Origin of the sequence: Lysobacter sp. MMG2 (genome assembly GCF_016735495.2) — a bacterium.
GTDB lineage: Bacteria > Pseudomonadota > Gammaproteobacteria > Xanthomonadales > Xanthomonadaceae > Lysobacter_J.
This window is the reverse complement of record NZ_JAERQY020000001.1, coordinates 1,709,951-1,731,557: the sequence shown is the minus strand read 5'-3', so window position 1 is coordinate 1,731,557 and position 21,607 is coordinate 1,709,951. Positions and strand designations below refer to the sequence as shown.

Below are 21,607 nucleotides of genomic sequence, written 5' to 3'. Positions count from 1 at the left end.
TCGCACATGCAAGCTGCCTCCGTGGTGCACCAACCTGAAACGCCCGCGCTGCCCGCGCCGTACCTGCTGTTCCTGGGGGACACGGTCGAGCCCGGTTACGCCAAGACCGCCTTCGGCTTGCGTGACTGGGCACCGGAACGCTGCATCGGCGAATACGCCATGCCCGGTGCGCGCGTCAGCACCGGCCTGCCGGCGATGTCACCGTCGCAGGCGCACGCGGCCGGTGCGCGCGCGCTGGTGATCGGTGTCGCCAACGCCGGCGGCGTCATTCCCGACCATTGGGTGACGGCGCTGGTGGGCGCGGTGGAAGCCGGCCTGGACATCGTCAGCGGCATGCACGTACGCCTGGCGGAGTTGCCCGCGTTGCAGCGCGCCGCCACGCTCCACGGCCGCCGCCTCATCGACGTGCGACGCCCGCCGGACCGGTTGCCGATCGCGTCCGGACGCAAACGCAGCGGGCAGCGATTGCTGACGGTCGGCACCGACTGCGCGCTCGGCAAGAAGTACACGGCCCTGGCACTGGCGCGCGCGTTCGGCGCGCGCGGCATAGACGCCGACTTCCGCGCCACCGGGCAGACCGGCATCCTCATCGCCGGCGGCGGCATTCCGATGGACGCGGTGATCGCCGACTTCGCCGCCGGCGCGGCCGAACTGCTCACGCCCGATGCAGCCGCATCGCACTGGGACGTGATCGAAGGGCAGGGCTCGCTGTTCCATCCCGCGTATGCCGGTGTCTCGATGGCGCTGCTGCACGGCAGCCAGCCCGATGTGGTGGTGGTCTGCCATCAACCGGGTCGCGATCGCGTGCTCGGCCATCCGCATTACGCGTTGCCGAGCATCGAAGAGGCGATCGCGCTCAACCTGCAGCTGGGCCGCCGCACGAATCCGTTGATCCGCTGCGGTGGCGTCAGCCTCAACACCGCGCACCTGGACGAAGCCGCCGCACGCCGTCTGCTGGCATCGGAAAGCGACCGCCTGGGCTGCGCCGTCGCCGACCCGATCCGCGGTGGCGACGAATTCGAAGCACTGGTAACTCAATGCCTGGGATGACACCGATGCGCAAGACATGCCTGCTGCACGTAGTGCCGGTCGTCGCCGGCGTCGCCTTCAGTTTCGCCGCATGGGCGGCACCGCCCGCTGATCTGGACGCGCGCGTCAACGACGTGATCCGCGCGCAGGGCGTGCCCGGCATGGCCGTCACCATCGTCGAGGACGGCAAGGTGGTGCACGCCAAGGGCTACGGCGTGCGTAGGTTGGGTTCGAACGAACCGGTCGATGCCGACACGATCTTTCCGACCGGCTCCACCGGCAAGGCGATCACGACCGCCGCACTGGCGGTGCTGGTGGACGAAGGCAAGATCGGCTGGGACGACAAGGTCATCGACCACCTGCCCGGTTTCCAGATGTACGACGCCTGGGTCACGCGCGAGATGACGATCCGCGACCTGCTCGTGCACCGCAGCGGCCTGGGACTGGGTGCGGGCGACCTGATGTTCGTGCCACGCTCCTCGCTCAGCCGCGCCGAGACCGTGCGCCGCCTGCGCTACATCAAGCCGGCCACCAGTTTCCGCAGCGGCTACGCCTACGACAACCTGCTGTACGCCGTCGCCGGCCAGCTGATCGAGGAAGTCAGCGGCCAGGACTGGGAAACCTTCGTGCGCGAACGCGTGCTCAAGCCCGCCGGCATGCGCACCTCGACCACGCGCGACGCCGACCGCTTCGCCACCGCCAACCGCGTGCAGCCGCACGCGCGCATGGACGGCGGCTTCCGCGGCGTCGGCACGCAGGAAGTGTTGGACGAACGCCAGAGCCTGGGCGCAAACGCCGCGCCCGCCGGCGGCGTGTCGTCGAGTGCGAACGACTTCGGCCGCTGGCTGCGCATCCAGCTCGCCCACGGCGCCTTGCCCGATGGCGCGACGGCGGGCGGCAAGCCTGCGCGGCTCTTCAGCGAAGACGCCTCGCGCCAGATGTGGACGCCGCAGGTGCTGATGCCGATCACCCCGTACCCGGCGCCGGTAGCGGAAGTGACGCCGCAGTTCTCCGCCTACGCCCTGGGCTGGGACGTGCGCGACTACCGAGGCGCCAAGCTCATCGAGCACGGCGGCGCCGTGTTCGGCGTGCAGACGATGGTGGTGCTGATTCCCGACCGCAACATCGGCTTCTCGCTGCAGATCAACTCCGAAGACGGCGTGGTCCTGCGCGGCCTGACGTACGAACTGCTCGACCATTACCTCGGCGCACCCAAGCGCGACTGGGTCGGCGACTTCGCCGCGTACAAGAAGGCGCGCGTCGACGGCGCGCTGAAGTTGCTCGCCACCGGCAAGGCGGAAAAGAAGCCCTCGCGCCCGTCGCTGCCGTTGAAAGGCTACGCCGGCGATTTCGCCGACCCGTGGTACGGACCCATCGAGATCCGCGAAGAGAAGGGCCGCCTGCGCCTGAACTTCAAGCAGACGCCGAACATGCTCGGCACGCTGGAGCACTGGCAGTACGACACCTTCCAGGTGCGCTGGGACGACCGCACCGCCGAACCGGCCTACGTGAGCTTCGCGCTAGACGCCGACGGCAAGGTCGACCGCATCACGATGAAGGCCGTGTCGCCGCTGGCCGATTTCAGCTGGGACTACCACGACCTGCTGTTCACGCCGCAAGCCAGCCAGTGAGGCGGCGCGCGTGGACGTCTTCGTGCGCGCACCACACCGGCGGCGTTGGCCTACTTGGCCCGCTGCGAGATATTGATGGCGTTCCACTCCCAGGTCTTGCCCTCATCCGTGGAGAAGGCCTGGCTCCAGATCGGAAGCGTCGGATCGCGCACGTCCCAGCGGAACACCACGATGATGTTCTTGCCCTTGTAGGTATCGCGGGCGAAGAAGTGGCCCACATGGTTCTCGAACGATCCCACGACCGGCGGGTCCAGTTTTCCGGAATTGCCGTCGGCCCAATAAATGCTCCACAGCCGCGTCGCCGGATCGAACAGCCGCAATGCCACGCCTTCGTACGGCTTGCCCGTGGATTGCTCGGTGTACTTGTCGATATTGCCCAGGCCATCGAGGATCTGGTGCATCTCCACGCGCGAAGTGAAGTCGATCCATTCCGTCGACCCGGTGAGCCGGGACTTGAGCTTGCGATTCTTCAGATGCCAGTTCCCAACGAGGTAATCGAAGTCGTGACGCGAGGACGTGGCCGAGGGTGAAATCACGAGCTGCCCGGCACCGTCGAAGTGCAGGGTTGGAATCGGCAGCGACGTATCCGGAACAAGCGGATCACGCGGTGTCGGCGCCGCGTTGCAGACCACCGGCAGCGCGGCCAGCGCGAACGCCAGCCAGACGAGGCAGCGTGCAACGCGCCGAGCACGCGCGAGCGCACGGGCCACAGATGCTTGGGCAGGTTGCGTGCGGCGCCCGGCCACAGACTTCATCGACTGCATGGTGCGTGCCGCCATGTTCCGTCCTCCGATGACCTTCGAATGAGCCGTGCACGTGGTCCGCCGCCGATGGCCGGGGCGAGTGCCGGCGAGACATCACACATACGCGGCGTTGAAACACCGTGAACACAGTTTGCTGACCTAGTGAACGCGCCCCAGCCGCGGCGCTCCATGCGACTTCCCCCGCCGCATGCGCCCGGCGCGATGGAGATGCTGGGACGGAAGCGCGCCATAGAGGCTGTGGTACTGCCGGGCGAGGCGGCCGAAGTCCCAGACGCCGAAGGCGCTGCAGATCGATGTCACCGTCTCGCCGGCTACCGCGTAGCAGAGCGCTTCGTGGATCGCGTGGAGCCGTCTGATCATCAGGTAGCGATGAGGGGCCACGCCGCATTGCTCGATGAACACCGTGCGCAGCGTGCGGTCGGATACGCCGGCAACGCTGCACAGATCCTCCACGGTAGGCGCGCAATCCAGGCGCGATTCGATCAGCTCCAGGCAGCGCTCCATGATCCTGTGCCGTTGCATCGGCCTGCGTCCAACCTTCGGGGCGTCGCGCGGGTCGCCCCTGTGCAGCATTTCGAAGATCGCGTCCAGCAGCTGCTGTGCGAGTGCGTTGCGTGAGGGTGTTCCGTCCAGAACGTCGGGATCGCGCGCCTCCACGGCACGCAAGCGTTGGGTCAGCGCGAACAGCCGCGCGATGGCCAGTGGCGTGGCCTGCAATACACGCGTCTGTGCGAGCAACGTCGCATCGTCGTGATCGAATCCGACCCGATGCCGCACGGCGCTGCACGGCACCTGGAAACCTGCCCAGAGCGTCGGCGCATCGGTGCGGAGAATGAACTCCTGCCCGGGACAGATCGAACCGAACCGCGCATTGGCGAGCTTGAGCCCGTTGAGCGCAACCACGGTCGGCTCCGAGATTGGCAGATACAGCGAGTAACGGCCGGCCAGGCTCGTGCCGTGGAAGATGTTGCGGGCGCCGCCGCGGACCCAGACGATGGTGACATCGCCCAGCGTGGTCATGCTCAGGCGCCACGCCCGGACGCTTCGGCCCGTCTGCAGGTAACGACCGCTGATCGCCGGAACCGCGGCCACGAACTCTTCGAACTCGCTGCTGGAAATCCGGAGCATCGCGACCTCGACGGTGCTGAAATATTTCCGATTTGACGTAGCGAAGCGGCCCTGCGCGATCAACTCTAGTCGCACGCCCCAGGACCGTCCAGCGCGATGGGAGGGCCTGGCGAAAGCCTCTGCGGCATCGTCCGAACGCATCGCGGACGTGCGCTCGCGAACCCCGTTGTACGGCGATCACCGGATTGTCACGAACGTGAACGCGCCGCCTCCACCCTGACGGAGCTTCCAGATGAAGGCACTGTTCGCTACTTCCTTGCTGGTGCTCGCCGCAGGTTCGTCCTCGGCGTGGGGACAGCAACCTCCCGAGTCGGGCCATGCCGCGGCGCAGGCCGCCCTCACGCACTTCCATCCCGAGGGCAAGCCTCCGTCACGCTTCACCGTCGAACTGCGCAACGGCGTGCGGAAGGCGTTGCCGTTCGAGGACAAGCGCGATTTCGAAGAGAACAAGAAGGGGCTCATCGCGGTGCCACCGTTCAAGCAGATCATGGCCGACGCCGGCAACGTGGCGTGGGACATGGACAGCTACAGCTGGCTGTTGCAGGACACGGATTTCGAGAGCATCCATCCGTCGCTGCAACGCCAGGCCATCCTCAACATGGCCTACGGCCTGTACGAAGTGCTGCCGGACCGCATCTACCAGGTGCGCGGCTTCGACCTGGCCAACGTCACCTTCATCAAGGGCAACACCGGCTGGATCGTGTTCGATCCCGCCACGGCCGCCGAAACCGCGCGCGCGGCGCTGAAGTTCATCAACCAGGAACTGGGCGAGCGCCCAGTAGTCGCGGTGGTCTATTCGCACTCGCACGTGGACCATTTCGGTGGCGTGCACGGCGTCGTCAGCGAAGCCGACGTGCAATCGGGCAAGGTCAAGGTGATCGCGCCGGAGAACTTCCTGCACGAGGCGATCTCCGAGAACGTGTTCGCCGGCAACGCGATGACGCGGCGCAGCCGCATCCAGTACGGCATCCTGCTGCAGCGCAGTCCGTTCGGCCACGTGGACCAGTCGATCGGCAAGAACGTCGCGGCCGGCAGCGTGGGCCTGATCGCGCCCAACGTGAGCATCACCCGGGACTTCGAGCCGATGACCGTCGACGGCGTGCGGATGGTCTTCCAGAACGTGCCCGACACCGAGGCCCCTGTGCAGATGCACACCTGGTTTCCGGACTGGAAGGCGTTCTGGGCCGGCGAGAACGTCACCGCGACGATCCACAACATCTACACCCTGCGCGGCGCACCGGTGCGCAACTCGCTCAACTGGTCCAAGCAGATCAACGCGGCGATCTACCACTTCCCGGACATGGAAGTGCTGTTCGCCTCGCACAGCTGGCCGCGCTGGGGCAATGCGCGCGTGATGGAGGTGCTGCGCGCGCAGCGCGACCTTTACGCCAACATGAACAACCAGGTGCTGCACTTCGCCAACCAGGGCGTGACGATCAACGAGATCCACAACATCTACCACTCGCCGCCGAGCCTGCAGCGGCAGTGGGCCGCGCGCAGCTACCACGGCTCGGAGGCGAACAACAGCCGCGCCATCATCAACCGATTCCTTGGCTACTACGACGGCAATCCGGTGAACCTGGAGCCGCTGCCGCAGCCGGTGAGCGCGCGGCTGTACGTGGAGATGATGGGCGGCTCGGCGCGGATCATCGCCAAGGGTCGCGAGCTGATCGACCAGGGCAAGTACCTGGAAGCCGGCGAGATCCTCAACAAGGTCGTGTTCGCCGAGCCGCAGAACCAGCGGGCGCGCAACCTGCTGGCCGAGGCCTTCGAACAGCTTGGCTACCAGCGCGAATCACCCAGCGTGCGCAACAGCTATCTGAATATGGCCTATGAACTGCGCAGCGGCATTCCCGCCGGCGTCGCGCCGGCATCGGCGAGCGCCGACGTCATTCGTGCGATGGCCACCGACCAGTGGCTGGATTTCCTGGGCATCAGCATGGACAGCCGCAAGGCCGATGGCATGCGCTTCACCATCAACCTGGTCACGCCCGACAACGGCGAGAAGTATGCGATCGAGATGAGCAACGCCACGCTCACCAACATCAAGGGCTTCGCCAATCCGAAGGCGGACCTGACGATCACCGTGAACCGGTCGGACCTCAACGACCTGATGATGGGCCTAAAGAGCTTCGCGGACCTGGAGAAGCAGGGGCTGGCCCGGTTCAGCGGAAATCGCAAGCCGATCGAGCAGCTGGGTGGCATCCTGGTGCAGTTCACGCCCGACTTCGCCGTTTTCCCGGGCACGCGCAATGCGCAGCCGACACCGGCGACGACGAAGCCGTTCCAGATGGTGATCCAGCCGGGCATGACGAATGCCGATTGATGTGGCCATGCAAATCGCAATGCGAGGAGGTGATGCATGAAGCTTCTTCTCTCCATCACGGCAAGCGCGACCGCCCTGTGCCTGTGCATGCCCGCACGGGCGCAGGACGTCAAAGCCCGCGACTCGTGGAAGCAGACGGTCTACATCTACGCCATGGGCGCGGCGATCGAAGGCGATGCGCAGATCGGCATCCTGCCGCCGCTGAGCGTGGAGCTCGACAAGTCCGACGTGCTCGACGCATTGCGGATGGGCGGCATGGTGGCCTACCGGATCGATAACGGCCTGTGGTCGTTCAGCACCGACGTCACGTACATGGATCTGGGCTGGCGCGCGTCCGGCCCGCGCGGAAACGTGGGCGGAAGCCTGTACCTGGATCAGCTCACGGTGATGGCGACGGGCGGATACCGCTTCGCGCCTTACGCCGAAGTGCTGCTGTCGGCGGCCTACTTCGACCTGGATTCGGAGTTGAACGTGCGCGTGCTGCAACAGACGGCGCAGGCGAGGCGCGGCGCAAGCTGGACGGACGGGTTGATCGGCATGCGCGCCTCGTTCCCGATCGGCGAGAAGTGGAGCTACAACGTGCGTGGCGACATCGGCGGCGGCGGTTCGGACCTGACCTGGCATTTCCTGACCACGTTCCGTCGCGGCGTGAACGACCGCTTCGACTGGTACTTCGGTTACCGCGTCCTGTCCTACGACTACAGCGAGGGACAGGGCCGCACGTTCCAGCACTACGAGCTCATGCAGCACGGACCGCTGATCGGCGTGGCCATCTCCTTCTGAGCGCCCGCGCATTGGAAGCAATGCAGACGGCGCATGCCGCGCGGCCCGATCGTGCCGCGTGCCTCTTCACGTGCTCCCTGAAGCCCTCATGCCCGGATCCCGCAAGCGGCTTGGTCAGGACGACGGCGCGGTCACCGCGCGACGCGGGCGTCCGGCGCTGGATCGCCAGGCCTTGTCGTGGGCGATGGCGCAAATCGACGCCAGCGACGGGCGCTCGTTACGCGTGAGCGAGATCTGCGCGGACGCGGGCGTCAGCCAGCGCACGATGCGCTCGGCGTTCCAGTCGACGCTGGGCATGTCGCCGAGTCGGTACATCCGCATGCGACGGCTGCACCTGGTCCGCGCCGCGTTGTTCTCCGCGATGTCCGGGCACACCACCATCGCCACGATCGGACAGCGGTTCGGGTTTCGCGATCCGGGCCGCATGGCGGCCGAATACCATGCGCTCTTCGGCGAGTACCCGCACGAGACGCTCAGGCGTGGCGAGCACGCGGCGCGTTGCGGGTAGGCGCGCGGCCTAACCGCCGTCACTTCGTTCGACCATGTCCGCCTCGCGCAGCTCGCGCTTGGCGTCGCGCAGCGAGCGGCCATCGAGCGGGCGGATCGAATCGATGCGGCAGGTGCCGCTGCCTACCGCCACCAGCCCGGTGGCCGTTCGCGGCATCACCGCATCGACGCGGGCGGTGACCTGGCCGCCACGGTTGGTGATGGCGATGCCCGAGGCGGACGACATCGCGGGGCAGCGATTCACGAGTTCCAGCAGGTGCCCGCGGCTGGCACTGGACCAGACCGCCAGTGCCTGATCGCCCAGCGGCGTCCAGTTCTGGGTGCCCGTCATCCGCTCCAGGCGGAACGACGGCACCGGCGCACCGGCGTGCTCGCGATAGAGCGCCAATCGCTCCTGCGTGTCCAGCGTGGGCGAGGTGGCGCATCCGGCCGCCAGGGCCGCTGCGATTGCGAGAAGCAAGGGAGCGGTGTACCGCATGTCGTTTGCCGTCGGTCGGTGATGGAGCCCGTCGCATCGCGTCGCACGCAGGCCCGTTGCGGTGCGACGCGGAGGTTCGACCAGTGGACCTGTCGAACGAGCGCGTGGAATACGACGGCTGCGGTGAAGCGAAAGTGAAACGTGCCCGCTGCCGCAGTGCGGCGGCCTACCGCAACGCGCATCCACATGCGGTGAGCATGCAGTGAAGTCGGCGTGACACATATCGCGTTTAAACCGCGATGAACGGCAGAACCCTTCTCGCCATCTTCACGAACACGTTACGCAACCTGAAGCATGGTTCGCCGACGTGCACAGGACCGTGAGCGACATGGCGACGTCCGAACCCAGAATGTCACGCATGCAGCTGACCGCGATGGTGGTCGGCGGAATGGTGGGGGCGGGCATCTTCTCGCTGCCTCGCACTTTCGCGAACGCGACCGGACCCTTCGGCGCGATCATCGCCTGGCTCATCGCCGGCACCGGCATGTACATGCTGGCGCGCGTGTTCCAGTTCCTCGCCGAACGCAAGCCCCACCTCGACGCGGGCGTGTTCGCCTACGCGAAGGAAGGCTTCGGCGATTACCCGGGCTTCCTCTCCGCGTTCGGCTACTGGATCGGCAGCTGCATCGGCAACGTGTCGTACTGGGTGCTGATCAAGTCGACGCTGGGCGCGTTCTTCCCCGTCTTCGGCGACGGCAACACGGTGGTGGCGATCGTCGTCGCCTCGGTCGGCATCTGGCTGTTCCACTTCATGATCCTGCGCGGCGTGCAGCAGGCCGCCTTCATCAACCAGATCGTCACGGTGGCCAAGATCATCCCGATTCTGGTCTTCATCGCGATCCTGGCGTTCGCGTTCAAGATGGACCTGTTCCAGCTGAACTTCTACGGCGGCGGGCTGGAAGGCGGCGTCTTCGACCAGGTGCGCGCGACGATGCTGGTGACGGTCTTCGTCTTCCTCGGCATCGAAGGCGCGAGCGTGTACTCGCGCTACGCCAAGAAGCGCGAGGACGTGGGCGCGGCGACCATCACCGGCTTCATCTCGGTGACCACCCTGATGGTGCTGGTGACGCTGCTTCCCTACGCGGTGCTGCCGCGCGTCGATGTCGCCGGCATGCGCCAGCCGTCGATGGCGACGGTCCTGGAGGCGGTGGTGGGCCCGTGGGGCGCGATCTTCGTCAGCATCGGCCTTCTGATCTCGGTGCTGGGCGCGTACCTGGCGTGGTCGCTGATCTGCGCGGAGGTCATGTTCACGGCCGCCAGGACCCGCGACATGCCCCGCGTGTTCGCGAAGGAAAACGCCAACAAGGTGCCCGTGGCCGCATTGTGGGCGACCAGCATCGTGATCCAGGTCATCGTGATCACCACCTACTGGTCGCGCGACGCGTTCAGCCTGATGTTGAACCTCACCAGTGCGATGGCGTTGATTCCGTTCCTGCTGGTGGCCGGCTACGGCCTGATGCTGACGCGCCGGGGCGAGACCTACGAGACCGACCCCGGCGACCGCAAGCGCGATCTCATCATCGCCGCCGTCGCCACGGTCTACACCATCTTCCTGCTCTACGCGGGCGGCATGAAGTTCATCGTGCTCTCGGCGGTGCTCTATGCACCGGGCACGGCGCTGTACGTGTGGGCGCGGCGCGAGCAGGGACTTCCGGTCTTCTCGCGCACCTCCGACTGGATCATCTTCGTTCTGGCCGCGATCGGCGCCATCGTGGGCGTGTGGTGGCTGGTCACCGGTTACATCACCATCTAGCAAGCAGGAGCAGGTTCATGGCGACGGCATCGGATGGAAAGTTCGGCGTCTATTCCGAAGTAGGGACGCTGCGCAAGGTCATGGTGTGTTCGCCCGGGCGCGCCCACCAGCGGCTCACGCCGACCAATTGCGATCGGCTGCTGTTCGACGACGTGCTGTGGGTGGAGAACGCAAAGCGCGACCACTTCGACTTCGTCAACAAGATGCGCGACCGCGGCATCGACGTGGTGGAGATGCACAACCTGCTCGCCGAGACGGTGGAGATACCGGAAGCGAAGAAGTGGATCCTCGACAACCAGGTCGTGCCGGACCAGGTCGGGCTGGGCTTCATCGACGAACTGCGCAGCTATCTCGAGGGCCTGTCTCCGCGCGATCTGGCCGAAACGCTCATCGGCGGCCTGTCGACCGAGGAGTTCCCCGAGAAGATCGGCGGCGAGGCGCTCAAGGTCGTGCAGGAGGCGGCGGGCGAAGCCGAGTACCTGCTGCAGCCGCTGCCCAACACGCTCTACACGCGCGACACCACGTGCTGGATCTACGGCGGCGTGACGCTGAATCCGTTGTACTGGCCGGCGCGCCACGAGGAAACCATCCTCACCACGTCCATCTACAAGTTCCATCCGGACTTCGCCGGCAAGGTCAACGTGTGGTGGGGCGATCCGACCAAGGACCACGGCCTGGCGACGCTGGAAGGCGGCGACGTGATGCCGATCGGCAAGGGCAACGTGCTCATCGGCATGAGCGAGCGCACCTCGCGTCAGGCGATCAGCCAGTTGGCCGCGTCCTTGTTCGAAAAGAAGGCGGCCGAACGCGTGATCGTGGCGGTCATTCCGAAGATGCGCACGGCCATGCATCTGGACACGGTGTTCACCTTCGCCGATCGCGACCTGTGCCTGCTGGCACCGGAGTTCATCAACCAGGTCCGCACCTTCTCGTATCGCCCGAGCAGCCATCCCAGCGGCGTGGAACTGCACCGCGAGGAGAAGCCGTTCGTCGACGTCGTCGGCGAGGCGCTGGGCCTGAAGAAGCTGCGCGTGGTCGAAACCGGCGGCACGGCCTATCAGCAGGAGCGCACGCAGTGGGACAGCGGCGCGAACCTGGTGTGCGCCTCGCCCGGCGTGGTCTATGCGTACGATCGCAACACCTACACGAACACGCAGCTGCGCAAGCAGGGGGTCGAGGTCATCACCATCGTCGGCGCCGAACTCGGCCGCGGACGCGGCGGTGGCCACTGCATGACGTGTCCGATCATCCGCGACGCGGTGGATTTCTAGGTCCGGGCAATCGCGGTTCGCGACGACCGGCCGGATCGAAGGCGCGCCCGGGAAGCAGATCCGGACCCGGGCCGGCGCTTGCGTTGCAGTCGCGCGGACACCGGCTCCGTGCGTTATCCCGGCCGTCCGGTGCGCCCGGACCAGGGGGGATGAAATCCGGTCCGGTACATCGATAGGGAGTCGAGCCAGTGCCTTCCATCCGCGTCCTCCGGTGTTGCTTCCACTGGCGCATGGTCGCCGCGGGTTGCGTGCTCGTCCTTCTTGCCGCCTGCGGGCGCGGCAGCGACGAGGAAACGCAGGAAGTGCGGCCCGTCCGCGTGATGGTCACCGACAAGCGCATGAGCGGCGACACGGTATCGCTCGTCGGCAGCGTGCAGGCCGAAAGCGAGGTCAATCTGTCGTTCCGCATTTCCGGCCGCGTGACCGAACGGCGGATCGGCGTGGGCGATCGCGTGCAGCGCGGGCAGGTGATCGCGCGACTGGACACGCAGGACGAAGAGAGCGGCGTGCAGGCTGCACGTGCGCAGCTCAGCGCGGCGCAGGCGCAGGCGGTGGAGGCCGACAACAATTTCGTCCGGATGCGCGGACTGGTGGCGCAGGACGCGGTGTCGCGGGCGCTGTTCGACCAGGCGCAAGCCAGTCGCCGCGCCACGCAATCGCAGGTCGAATCGGCGCAGGCGCAGCTCAACCTCGCCAGCAACCGCTTGAGCTACACGCGCATTGCATCGGATGTTGCGGGCGTGGTGACCGCCGTCGGCGCCGAACCCGGTGAGGTGGTGGGCGCAGGCCAGATGATCGCGCAGGTCGCGCGCGAAGGCGGGCGCGATGCCGTCTTCGACGTGCCCGCGGCGGTGAAGGACAGCGCGCCCGACAACCCGCGCATCACCGTCATGCTCACCGCCGATCCACGCATCACCGCGCAGGGCCGCATCCGTGAAGTCGCGCCGCGCGCCGATCCGGTGACCAACACGTTCCGCATCAACGTCGGCCTGATCGATCCGCCCGCCGCGATGCGCCTGGGCAGCACCGTGACCGGACGCATGAAGCTGGATTCCGTGCTCGGCATCGAAGTGCCGGCCGCGGCGGTGATCCGCTCCGGACGCAAGGCCGCGGTGTGGGTCGTCGACCCGAAGGCGCACACGGTGTCGACGCGCGAGATCGGCATCCAGTCGTCCAGCCCCTCGGCGGTGATGGTGGCCTCGGGCCTGAACCAGGGCGACATCGTGGTGACCGCCGGCGTGCAGGCGCTGCGCCCCGGCCAGAAGGTTCGCCTCATCGAGGCGAAGCCGTGATAGGGCCGAACCTCTCCGAGTGGGCCCTGGGCAAACGCTCGCTGGTCGTGTTCCTGATGATCATCTCGCTGGCGGCAGGCTTGATGTCGTTCCTGCAGCTCGGCCGCGACGAGGATCCCGCGTTCACGGTCCGCACGATGGTCGTCGGCGCCGCGTGGCCCGGCGCGACCGTGGAAGAAATGCTGCCGCAGGTCACCGAACGTCTGGAGCGCAAGCTGCAGGAAACCCGCCACATCAACTCGGTGCGCAGCTACACCACGGCGGGGCAGACCACGATCTTCGTCGAACTCGAGCAATCCACGCCGCCGTCGGAGGTGCCGGATGTCTGGTACCAGGTGCGCAAGAACATCGGCGACATCCGGCAGACCTTGCCGGCCGGCGTCGTCGGTCCGTTCTTCAACGACGACTTCGGCGACACCTTCGGCACGATCTACGCCTTCACCGCCGACGGCTTCAGCTTTCGCGAGCTGCGCGACCAGGTCGAAGCGGTGCGTTCGCGTCTTTTGAACGTGCCGGACGTGTCCAAGATCGAAGTGCTCGGTGCGCAGGACGAACAGATCTTCATCGAGTTCTCCACCGAGCGCCTGGCCGGCATGCGCCTGGATTACCGGACGATCATCGGCGCGTTGCAGGCGCAGAACGTGGTGCGCCCCGCCGGCGTCATCCAGACCCGGCAGGAGCGCGTGTTCCTGCGCGTCAGCGGTGCGTTCGACAACGAGGCCGACATCGAGTCGTTCAACTTCCCGGCCGGCAACCGCATCGTGCGCCTGGGCGACATCGCCCGCGTGCATCGGGGCACTGTCGATCCTCCGCAACCGATGTTCCGCGTGAACGGAAAGCCCGCCATCGGCCTGGCCGTGGCGATGCGCGAAGGCGGCGACATCCTGGCGCTGGGCGAGAACCTGCGCCGCGAGATGGCCGACATCCGCGCCGACCTGCCGGTGGGCATCGAGCCCACGCTCGTGGCCGACCAGGCGGTGACAGTGGAGGTTTCGATCAACGACTTCATGGCCTCGCTGTGGCAGGCCATCATCATCATCCTGGTGTGCAGCTTCGTCAGCCTGGGCGTGCGACCGGGCACGGTGGTCGCGTTGTCGATCCCGCTCACGCTGGCCATCGTCTTCACGGTCATGAACGCGCTGGGCATCGACCTGCACCGCATCTCGCTCGGTGCGTTGATCATCGCCCTGACCCTGCTCGTCGACGATGCGATGACGACGGTCGATGCGATGATGAACCGGCTCGGCGCGGGCGACAGCAAGGACGAGGCGGCCACGTACGCCTACCGCACGCTCGCCGCGCCCATGCTGATCGGCACGCTGGTGACGATCTCCAGCTTCGTCCCCATCGGCTTCGCGCGCAGTTCGGCGGGCGAGTACACCTTTTCGATCTTCGCGGTGGTGGCGATCTCGCTGATCGTGTCGTGGCTGGGCGCGGTGATCTTCGCGCCGCTGCTCGGCAAGGCGATCCTGAAAGTGCCCAAGCGCGATGCGCAGGCCAAGCCGAGCCGGATCATGGCGACGTACGGAAAGCTGCTGCGCGGGGCGATCGCCGCACGCTGGCTCACCATCGGCGTCACCGTCGCGGCCTTCGTGCTGGCGATCTTCCTGGTGCGCTTCGTGCCGCAGCAGTTCTTTCCCGCATCGGACCGCCCCGAGCTCACCGTCGACATGACGCTGCGCCAGAACGCGTCCATCTTCGCCACGCAGGAGCAGGCCGAGCGCCTGGAAGCGTTCCTCAACGGCAACCCGGACGTCGATCACTACAGCACCTACGTCGGGCGCGGCGCGATCCGCTTCATCCTCACGCTCAACGTGCAACTGGCCAATCCCTTCTTCGCCCAGTTCGTGATCGTCGCCAAGGACCTGGAGGCGCGCGAACGCCTTCATCAGAAGCTGGAGGATCTGCTCGCGACGGACTTTCCCGACGTGGTTGCGCGCGTGTCACCGCTGGAACTGGGGCCGCCGGTGGGTTGGCCGTTGCAGTACCGCGTGAGCGGGCCCGACATGGATCGGCTGCGGCAGATATCGCTCGACCTGGCGGGCGTGGTGGGTTCGGACCCGCGCGTGCGCCACGTCAACTACGACTGGATGGAGCCCGCGCGGCAGGTGCGCGTCCACATCGACCAGGACGAGGCACGCCAGCTCGGCGTGAGTTCGGCGGCGCTGGCGGGCGTGCTCAACGCGTCCATCGCCGGAACGCCGGTCACGCAGGTGCGCGACGACATCTACCTGATCAACGTGGTCACGCGCGCCACCGACGAGGAGCGCGCGTCGTTCGACACGCTCTCCACGCTGCAGGTGCCCACCGCCACGGGGCGGACGGTGCCGTTGCGGCAGTTCGCGACGTTCACCGAGGAACAGGAATTCCCGCTGGTGTGGCGGCGCGACCGCGTACCGACGCTGACGGTGCGCGCGGACGTGACGCGCGACGTGTTGCCCGACGACGTCGTGGACGCATTGCGGCCGAAGATCGAAGCGTTCAACGAAACGCTGCCAAAGCGCTACCGCGTCGACACCGGCGGGCTCTACGAGGAAAGCAACGAGTCCAGCCGCTCGGTGTATGCGGTGGTGCCGGTGATGATCCTGCTGATGCTGGTGATCATGATGATCCTGCTGGTGAGCTTCCGGCGCCTGGCGATGGTGGTGTGCGTGCTGCCGCTGGGCCTGATCGGCGTGGTGGCCTCGCTGCTGGTGTTCAACCGGCCGCTGGGGTTCGTGGCGATCCTGGGCATCCTGGCGCTGATCGGCATGATCGCCAAGAACGCGGTGATCCTCATCGTCCAGATCGAGACCGACCGCGCGTCCGGGATGGGCGTGCTCGATGCGGTGCTCAGTGCGGCGACTTCGCGCATGCGGCCGTTGATGCTCACGGCGATCTCCACCGTGCTCGGCCTCATCCCCATCGCACCCACGGTGTTCTGGGGGCCGATGGCGTTCGCCATCATGGGCGGGCTGCTGGTCGCCACCGCGCTCACGCTCATCTTCCTGCCGGTGCTGTACGTGACGGTCTTCGGCAACGAGCCGCCGCCGACGCGGGCGGCGGAGCAGGGGTGAGCGCGATGGGCGCGCCGTCGCCGGCCGGTGGCAAGTTCGCGCGCGGGCGGTACGCGTGGACGGCGTTGATGCGCGGCGCGGGATTCCTCGCGTTGTGGATCGTGCTGATGCCGAGCGCGAAGCCGGCGGACGTGGCGTTCGGCCTGGTGGCCAGCGTCCTTGCGACGTGGACGAGCCTGCAGCTGCTCAGGCCGGAAGCCGGGCACCTGAAGTTCGGCGCGTTGCTGGCGCTCGGGCCGCATTTCCTGTGGCAATCGGTGCTGGCCGGCATCGACGTCGCGCGTCGCGCCTTCGATCCGCGCCTGCCGCTGGCACCGGGGATCGTGGAATGTCCCGTCGCATTCCCGCGCGGTGTCACGCGCAACACGTTCGCGGCGATCACCAGCCTGCTGCCCGGTTCGGTGCCCTGCGGCGAGACGCAGGACACGCTGGTGTACCACTGCCTGGACCGCGACCTACCCAATACCGAACAGCTCAAGCGCGAAGAGCAGCTGTTCGCGCGCGCCCTGATTCCCGCACGGGAGGATGACCATGATTGAGTTCGCACCACGCGTCATCGCGGACGCGGGAGGGCAGGCGTGATGGACGACTTCCTGCTGGGCGCGGCGGCATTCGTCCTGTTCGTGGTGGCCATCGGCCTGGTGCGCATCCTGCGCGGGCCGGGCGACGCGGAGCGCATGATGGCCGCGCAACTGCTGGGCAGCGGCGGCATCGCGGCGTTGCTGCTCGGCGCGACGGCCGGTGCATCGGCGGTGACGGATGTCGCGCTGATCCTCGCGTTGCTGGCGGCGTTCGCATCGATCGCCTTCGTCAAGGCGGCGCGAGGTGCGAGGCGATCATGAGCCTGCTGCTCGACCTGTGGACCTATGTCGCCGTCTGCGCCGGTGGTGTGTTCTTCCTCGCCGGAACGGTGGGATTGCTGCGCTTCCCGGATTCGCTGACGCGCCTGCATGCGTTGACCAAGGCCGACAACCTCGGCCTGGGCCTGGTGGTGCTGGGCCTGCTGCCGCAGGCGGGGAGCGTGCTGGTCGGCATCAAGCTGATCCTGATCTGGGGCCTGGTGCTGTGGGCTTCGGCGGCGGTATCGCAACTCATCGCGCGCACGGTGCGCGAGGCCGACAAGCCATGAGCGGCGCGCCGACCCTCGCGTTGATCGCGCTGCTCATCGCTCTCGCGTTGTGGGTGATGCTGGCGCGCGGGATGTTCGCGGCGGTGGCGGGTTTCATCGCGTACGGGTTGCTGCTCACGCTGGCGTGGGTGGGCTTGTCGGCGGTCGATGTCGCGATGACCGAAGCGGCCATCGGCGGCGGATTGACCGGCGCGCTGCTGATCGGCGCGGCCTCGCGACTGCGCGGTGCCGGATACGGCGAGGTGGGCGCGCGGCGTGGGCCGTTGACGCGCGTGCTGGCGGTCGCGGTGTCGGTCGGCGTGACCGCCGTGCTGGTGGTGTGCCTGAACTGGTTGCCGGAACCGCAGCACACCTTGGTGCCGGATGTCGCGGCGAACCTCGATGCGACCGGCGTCGGCAATCCGATCACGGGCGTGCTGCTGGCGTTCCGCGCGATGGACACGCTGCTGGAGGCGATCGTGCTGCTCTTCGCGCTGATCGGCGTGTGGTCGCTCACGCCCGATGCGGCATGGGGGCAGCGGCCGGACGTCGCACACGACGTCGATCCGGACGGCGTGCTCGCCTACGTCGCGCGCGTGCTTCCGCCCATCGGGGTAGTGATAGCGATCTACATCCTGTGGGTGGGCGCCGATGCACCGGGCGGGAAGTTCCAGGGCGCGACGGTGCTGGCGGCGATGTGGCTGCTGGCGATGATGGCTGGCCTTGCGCGTGCGCCATTGATCGGCCGCGCATCGCTGCGTGCGTGGCTGGTGGCCGGGCCGCTGGTGTTCGTCGCGATCGGTGTCTACGGCGTGTGGCGCGCCGGGGCGTTCCTCGCGTATCCGGACGGGTTCGCGAAACCGCTGATCGTCGTCATCGAGATCGCGCTGATGCCATCGCTGGCCATCACGCTGGCGCTGCTGCTGGCCGGTGCGCCGCGCGACACGGGAGGGCGCCATGAATGAAACGTGGTTCGGCTACTGCGCCGCCGCGCTGATCGGGATCGGCCTGTACGGGTTGATCGTCAATCCGCAGCCGCTGCGCAAGATACTTGCGTTCAACATCATCGGCACGGGCGTGTTCCTGGTGTGCGCGGTGATCGCGCGCCGTGGTGCGGCGATGGGGATGGGTGGTGATCCGGTGCCGCAGGCGCTGCTCATCACCGCGATCGTGGTTGCGTTCTCGGCCTCGGCGCTGGCCGTGGCGCTGCTGCTGCGCTTGTTCGAAATGACCGGCACGACGTCGCTGGACGACGAGGCGCCGACCCGGAAGGATCATGATGGTCGCGGCGCGTGACATGCGCCACGCAGGCGCAGGGGGGCGGTCGTGACCACGCCCGATGGCCACCTGCTCGTGTCGGCGGTGCTCGTGCCGTTCGTGGCCGTGATGCTGGGGCTGGTCGCGGGCGGTCGTCATGCGCAGCGGGTCGCGATCGCGACGATCGGCGTGGGCCTGGTGGTGGTGCTGGCGATCGCGGAGGCGTTGATCGAATCGCGCGCGGCGCTGGTCTACCTGCTCGGAGGCTGGGCGCCGCCGCTGGGCGTGGCGCTGCGTGCGGACGGGCTGTCGGTGGTGATGCTGGTGGCGGTCGCCGTGGTGATCGCCGGGATCGCGGTGTATGCGCGCGCCGATTTCGGCACGCCGGTGGGCGTGCGCGAAACACGCGCGTCGCTCACGTTCTGGTCGTTGCTGATGGCGGTGTGGGGCGCGTTGAACCTGGTGTTCGTCAGTGGCGATGTCTTCACGCTTTATGTTGCGCTGGAGTTGCTGACCTTCGCCGGTGTGCCGCTGGTGTGCCTGGACGGTCGCGGCGAAACCCTGCGCGCCGCGCTGCGCTACGTGCTCTACGCGTTGCTGGGTTCGATGCTGTACCTGCTCGGTGCGTTCCTGCTCTATGGCGCGTACGGGACGCTGGACATCGCGATGCTGGGCGAGCGCGTCGCCGCGGGCCCGCTGACGTGGACGGCGGCCGCGCTGATGACGGCGGGGCTGCTGGCCAAGACGGCGCTGTTCCCGTTGCACCTGTGGCTGCCGCCTGCGCACGCGGGCGCGCCGGCGGCGGCCAGTGCGGTGCTGTCGGCGCTGGTCATCAAGGGCTCGTGGTTCCTCGCGGTGCGGCTGTGGCTGGACGTGTTCCCCGGCGTGATCACGCGGCCCGCGGCTCAGTGGCTGGCCGCGTTGGGCGTGGCGGCGATCCTCGTCGGCAACATCGTCGCCCTGCGGCAGGCGCGCCTGAAATTGCTGATCGCCTATTCGACGGTCGCTCAGATCGGCTACCTGTTCCTGATGTTCCCGCTGGCGCTGGGCGCTCGCGCGGCGCAAGCCGATGAATCGGCTGCCGTCACCGGCGGCATGCTGCAGGCGATCTCGCACGCGACGGCGAAGGCGGCGATGTTCATGGCGGCCGGCCTCATCTACACCACGCTCGGGCACGACCGCGTCGCCGACCTGCGCGGCGCCGGGCGCGAGCTTCCCATCACGATCCTCGCCTTCGCGCTCGCGGGCGCGTCGCTGATCGGGTTGCCGCCCAGCGGCGGATTCCTCGCGAAGTGGCTGCTGCTCTCTGCCGCCGTGTCGACCGCGCAGTGGTGGTGGGCGCTGGCGATGCTGATCGGCGGCCTGCTCACCAGCGTGTACGTGTTCATCGTCGTGGTGCGTGCGATGGCGGCGCCCGACGCCGGCTGGGCGCCGAAGGCGGTCGTGCCGCGCTATCAGCAGGGCGCGGTGCTGGGGCTGGCCTTGTGTTCGTTCCTGCTCGGCGCGGCGGCGCTGCTGCCGCTGGACGTGCCGCAACTGGGTCGCGCGCAGGCGGCGTGGAGTGCGCCATGAACGCATGGATCGCCGCCGCCATCGCAACCCCGCTGCTGCTGTTGCTGGCGTGCCTTTGGGCGCGCGCGCGTGCGGACCTGATGCGGTGGTTGCCGATCGCGCCGGTGCCGGCCTTGCTGGCGGCGTTGTTCGCGCCGCAGGACGTGCCACTGCGCGTCGGCCATGCCGGCTTCGCGCTCGTCTTCGCGATGGATCGCCCGGGTGCGGTGCTCCTGGGCGTCGCGTCGCTGCTGTGGATCGCTGGCGCCCTTCACGCGCAGCGCGAGGAACGGGCGAGCAACGGTGCTTTCGTCACCGCCTGGCTGATGACGCTCACCGGCTGTGTCGGCGTGTTCCTCGCGGCCGACGTGGTGGGCTTCTACTTCCTGCTGGCGGTGCTGAGTGTGGGCGCGGCGGGGTTGGTGATGCAGGGCGTGCGCCCCGCGTCGATGCGCGCGGCGGCCGTCTATCTGGGCGTGGCGCTGTTGGCCGAGGCGTTCCTGCTCGCCGCGCTGGTGCTGCTCGTGCAGGCGTCGCCGGAAGGCAGCCTGATGATCGCCGACGCGCCGGCCACTTTGTCCGCGTCGACCACGCGCGGGCTCACGCTCACGCTGCTCATCATCGGCCTGGGCATGAAGGCCGCGCTGGTGCCGATGCATTTCTGGATGCCGCTGGCGTACGGCGCCGCGCCCCTCTCCGCCGCGGCGGTGATGAGCGGTGCGGTGGTGAAGGCGAGTGTCCTGGCGCTCGTGCGCCTGCTTCCCTTCGATATCGCGTTGCCGGACTTCGGCATGCCGCTGGCGGCCGTGGGAATGCTCGGTGCGTTCTACGGCGTCGCCATCGGCCTCACGCAGTCGGACACGAAGGTGGTGCTGGCGTACTCGAGCGTGAGCCAGATGGGCTTCGTGATGGCGCTCATCGGCATGGGGCTGGCCAGTGGCGACGCCGCCACGCCGATCATCGCGGTCTTCTACGCGGCACATCACCTGCTGGTGAAGGGCACGCTGTTCCTGGCGATCGACGCGGTGCCGGCACGCCGGCGCGTTGGGTGGCCGTGGCTCGCGGTCGCGGCGATCGTGGCGCTGAGCCTGGCCGGACTTCCCCTGACGGGCGGCGCGCTGGCCAAGGATGCGGCCAAGGGCGTGGTCGGCGATGGCGTCATGGCGATGCTGGCGGTGGCTTCGTCGGTGGCGACGTCGATGCTGATGGTGCACTTCCTGCGCCGCCTCGCGAACGCGACGCAGGCGAGCGTGCGAGGCACCGCAACGTGGCTGTTCATGGCCGTCGCGTGCGTGGTCGTTCCGTGGTGGCTCTATCTGGCGATCCCGATCGGCACGTCCCCGGCCGCGCTGGCACCGGCTGCGCTGTGGGCGTCGCTGTGGCCGGTGCTGGTTGGCGGCGCGTTGGCATGGGCATGGGCGCGCGTGGCGCATGCAGGGCCGTCCTTGCCGGCGGGCGACATCGGCATCGCACTCGTTGGCATCGAACGGGCCGGCCGTGCGATCGCGGTGGCGCTGGAACGATGCGACACCGTGGCGCGGCGGTGGCAGGTGGCGAGCGTCGCGCTGTTGCTGATCGCCGCCGCCTTCTACTGGACATTGCGCGTGTGATGAAGACGAAGCCTTGCATCGCAAGACTGCATCATCGTGCTGCGGCCGCGCGCGTTCCGTGCA

Annotated in this window: 20 protein-coding genes; 17 read left to right on the top strand and 3 right to left on the bottom strand. The window is 67.7% G+C overall.

The genetic code is table 11. The features are described 5' to 3' along the window. Nucleotides 1–6 precede the first annotated feature (6 nt). Nucleotides 7–1,050, top strand: coding sequence for a DUF1611 domain-containing protein (locus JI752_RS07900; RefSeq protein ID WP_216961641.1), 1,044 nt, complete (start codon nucleotides 7–9; stop codon nucleotides 1,048–1,050). 5 nt (nucleotides 1,051–1,055) lie between these two features. Then, entirely contained in the window at nucleotides 1,056–2,660 is a 1,605-nt protein-coding gene (locus JI752_RS07895) for a serine hydrolase (RefSeq protein ID WP_216961638.1), read from the top strand. 50 nt (nucleotides 2,661–2,710) lie between these two features. Here the strand turns inward: JI752_RS07895 and JI752_RS07890 are convergent, their stop codons facing one another. Both JI752_RS07890 and JI752_RS07885 read right to left on the bottom strand, forming a co-directional pair. Beyond that, nucleotides 2,711–3,439, bottom strand: coding sequence for a hypothetical protein (locus JI752_RS07890; RefSeq protein WP_216961634.1), 729 nt, complete (start codon nucleotides 3,437–3,439; stop codon nucleotides 2,711–2,713). Between the two features lie 123 nt (nucleotides 3,440–3,562). After that, nucleotides 3,563–4,693 (bottom strand): helix-turn-helix domain-containing protein, encoded by a 1,131-nt coding sequence (locus tag JI752_RS07885; RefSeq protein WP_216961630.1) that lies wholly within the window; start codon nucleotides 4,691–4,693, stop codon nucleotides 3,563–3,565. 91 nt (nucleotides 4,694–4,784) lie between these two features. Here JI752_RS07885 and JI752_RS07880 point away from each other — a divergent pair, with 91 nt between their 5' ends. From JI752_RS07880 to JI752_RS07870, 3 genes are all read left to right on the top strand, one after another. Next, entirely contained in the window at nucleotides 4,785–6,878 is a 2,094-nt protein-coding gene (locus tag JI752_RS07880) for an alkyl sulfatase dimerization domain-containing protein (protein ID WP_216961628.1), read from the top strand. Nucleotides 6,879–6,914: 36 nt separating this feature from the next. After that, nucleotides 6,915–7,661: a hypothetical protein gene (locus JI752_RS07875; RefSeq protein ID WP_216961625.1), complete on the top strand. Its 747-nt coding sequence runs from the start codon at nucleotides 6,915–6,917 to the stop codon at nucleotides 7,659–7,661. 88 nt (nucleotides 7,662–7,749) lie between these two features. Continuing rightward, nucleotides 7,750–8,169, top strand: coding sequence for a helix-turn-helix transcriptional regulator (locus JI752_RS07870; RefSeq protein ID WP_216961623.1), 420 nt, complete (start codon nucleotides 7,750–7,752; stop codon nucleotides 8,167–8,169). Nucleotides 8,170–8,178: 9 nt separating this feature from the next. Here the strand turns inward: JI752_RS07870 and JI752_RS07865 are convergent, their stop codons facing one another. Further along, nucleotides 8,179–8,628, bottom strand: a complete 450-nt coding sequence (locus tag JI752_RS07865) for a DUF6491 family protein (RefSeq protein WP_254200229.1) — start codon at nucleotides 8,626–8,628, stop codon at nucleotides 8,179–8,181. A 101-nt stretch (nucleotides 8,629–8,729) separates the two neighbouring features. On the opposite strand from JI752_RS07865, the gene JI752_RS19430 reads away from it, so the two are divergent. From JI752_RS19430 to JI752_RS07810, 12 genes are all read left to right on the top strand, one after another. After that, on the top strand, nucleotides 8,730–8,852 hold the full coding sequence (locus JI752_RS19430; RefSeq protein ID WP_256448103.1) for a hypothetical protein: 123 nt from the start codon (nucleotides 8,730–8,732) through the stop codon (nucleotides 8,850–8,852). 122 nt (nucleotides 8,853–8,974) lie between these two features. Beyond that, nucleotides 8,975–10,399, top strand: a complete 1,425-nt coding sequence (locus JI752_RS07860; RefSeq protein WP_345777329.1) for a basic amino acid/polyamine antiporter — start codon at nucleotides 8,975–8,977, stop codon at nucleotides 10,397–10,399. A 17-nt stretch (nucleotides 10,400–10,416) separates the two neighbouring features. Next, nucleotides 10,417–11,670 carry an arginine deiminase gene (gene arcA / locus JI752_RS07855; protein WP_216961615.1) on the top strand — a complete coding sequence of 418 codons (1,254 nt, stop codon included), beginning with the start codon at nucleotides 10,417–10,419 and terminating at the stop codon, nucleotides 11,668–11,670. Nucleotides 11,671–11,900: 230 nt separating this feature from the next. Then, entirely contained in the window at nucleotides 11,901–12,962 is a 1,062-nt protein-coding gene (locus tag JI752_RS07850) for an efflux RND transporter periplasmic adaptor subunit (RefSeq protein ID WP_216961612.1), read from the top strand. Continuing rightward, nucleotides 12,959–16,018 (top strand): efflux RND transporter permease subunit, encoded by a 3,060-nt coding sequence (locus JI752_RS07845; RefSeq protein WP_342316705.1) that lies wholly within the window; start codon nucleotides 12,959–12,961, stop codon nucleotides 16,016–16,018. Before JI752_RS07850 ends, JI752_RS07845 begins: the two co-directional genes overlap by 4 nt. 5 nt (nucleotides 16,019–16,023) lie before the next feature. Continuing rightward, nucleotides 16,024–16,557, top strand: a complete 534-nt coding sequence (locus tag JI752_RS07840; RefSeq protein WP_254200478.1) for a Na+/H+ antiporter subunit E — start codon at nucleotides 16,024–16,026, stop codon at nucleotides 16,555–16,557. Between the two features lie 42 nt (nucleotides 16,558–16,599). Beyond that, nucleotides 16,600–16,860, top strand: a complete 261-nt coding sequence (locus JI752_RS07835) for a monovalent cation/H+ antiporter complex subunit F (protein WP_216961607.1) — start codon at nucleotides 16,600–16,602, stop codon at nucleotides 16,858–16,860. After that, nucleotides 16,857–17,147, top strand: a complete 291-nt coding sequence (locus tag JI752_RS07830; protein ID WP_216961604.1) for a monovalent cation/H(+) antiporter subunit G — start codon at nucleotides 16,857–16,859, stop codon at nucleotides 17,145–17,147. Before JI752_RS07835 ends, JI752_RS07830 begins: the two co-directional genes overlap by 4 nt. After that, nucleotides 17,144–18,091 carry a hydrogenase subunit MbhD domain-containing protein gene (locus JI752_RS07825; RefSeq protein ID WP_216961600.1) on the top strand — a complete coding sequence of 316 codons (948 nt, stop codon included), beginning with the start codon at nucleotides 17,144–17,146 and terminating at the stop codon, nucleotides 18,089–18,091. Before JI752_RS07830 ends, JI752_RS07825 begins: the two co-directional genes overlap by 4 nt. After that, on the top strand, nucleotides 18,084–18,422 hold the full coding sequence (locus JI752_RS07820; RefSeq protein ID WP_216961598.1) for an NADH-quinone oxidoreductase subunit K: 339 nt from the start codon (nucleotides 18,084–18,086) through the stop codon (nucleotides 18,420–18,422). Before JI752_RS07825 ends, JI752_RS07820 begins: the two co-directional genes overlap by 8 nt. A gap of 30 nt (nucleotides 18,423–18,452) precedes the next feature. Further along, a complete protein-coding gene (locus JI752_RS07815) occupies nucleotides 18,453–19,955 on the top strand; it encodes a proton-conducting transporter membrane subunit (RefSeq protein ID WP_216961595.1) in 1,503 nt (500 codons plus the stop codon). Beyond that, entirely contained in the window at nucleotides 19,952–21,544 is a 1,593-nt protein-coding gene (locus JI752_RS07810; protein ID WP_216961592.1) for a proton-conducting transporter membrane subunit, read from the top strand. Before JI752_RS07815 ends, JI752_RS07810 begins: the two co-directional genes overlap by 4 nt. Nucleotides 21,545–21,607: the final 63 nt, after the last annotated feature.

Excerpts from the sequence above, each read along its gene's own strand:
- JI752_RS07900 (WP_216961641.1), top strand. The coding sequence starts at position 7 with ATGCAAGCTGCCTCCGTGGTGCACCAACCTGAAACGCCCGCGCTGCCC.
- JI752_RS07895 (WP_216961638.1), top strand. The coding sequence starts at position 1,056 with ATGCGCAAGACATGCCTGCTGCACGTAGTGCCGGTCGTCGCCGGCGTC.
- JI752_RS07890 (WP_216961634.1), bottom strand. The coding sequence starts at position 3,439 with ATGGCGGCACGCACCATGCAGTCGATGAAGTCTGTGGCCGGGCGCCGC.
- JI752_RS07885 (WP_216961630.1), bottom strand. The coding sequence starts at position 4,693 with ATGCGTTCGGACGATGCCGCAGAGGCTTTCGCCAGGCCCTCCCATCGC.
- JI752_RS07880 (WP_216961628.1), top strand. The coding sequence starts at position 4,785 with ATGAAGGCACTGTTCGCTACTTCCTTGCTGGTGCTCGCCGCAGGTTCG.
- JI752_RS07875 (WP_216961625.1), top strand. The coding sequence starts at position 6,915 with ATGAAGCTTCTTCTCTCCATCACGGCAAGCGCGACCGCCCTGTGCCTG.
- JI752_RS07870 (WP_216961623.1), top strand. The coding sequence starts at position 7,750 with ATGCCCGGATCCCGCAAGCGGCTTGGTCAGGACGACGGCGCGGTCACC.
- JI752_RS07860 (WP_345777329.1), top strand. The coding sequence starts at position 8,975 with ATGGCGACGTCCGAACCCAGAATGTCACGCATGCAGCTGACCGCGATG.
- arcA (WP_216961615.1), top strand. The coding sequence starts at position 10,417 with ATGGCGACGGCATCGGATGGAAAGTTCGGCGTCTATTCCGAAGTAGGG.
- JI752_RS07850 (WP_216961612.1), top strand. The coding sequence starts at position 11,901 with ATGGTCGCCGCGGGTTGCGTGCTCGTCCTTCTTGCCGCCTGCGGGCGC.
- JI752_RS07840 (WP_254200478.1), top strand. The coding sequence starts at position 16,024 with ATGGGCGCGCCGTCGCCGGCCGGTGGCAAGTTCGCGCGCGGGCGGTAC.
- JI752_RS07835 (WP_216961607.1), top strand. The coding sequence starts at position 16,600 with ATGGACGACTTCCTGCTGGGCGCGGCGGCATTCGTCCTGTTCGTGGTG.
- JI752_RS07830 (WP_216961604.1), top strand. The coding sequence starts at position 16,857 with ATGAGCCTGCTGCTCGACCTGTGGACCTATGTCGCCGTCTGCGCCGGT.
- JI752_RS07825 (WP_216961600.1), top strand. The coding sequence starts at position 17,144 with ATGAGCGGCGCGCCGACCCTCGCGTTGATCGCGCTGCTCATCGCTCTC.
- JI752_RS07820 (WP_216961598.1), top strand. The coding sequence starts at position 18,084 with ATGAATGAAACGTGGTTCGGCTACTGCGCCGCCGCGCTGATCGGGATC.
- JI752_RS07810 (WP_216961592.1), top strand. The coding sequence starts at position 19,952 with ATGAACGCATGGATCGCCGCCGCCATCGCAACCCCGCTGCTGCTGTTG.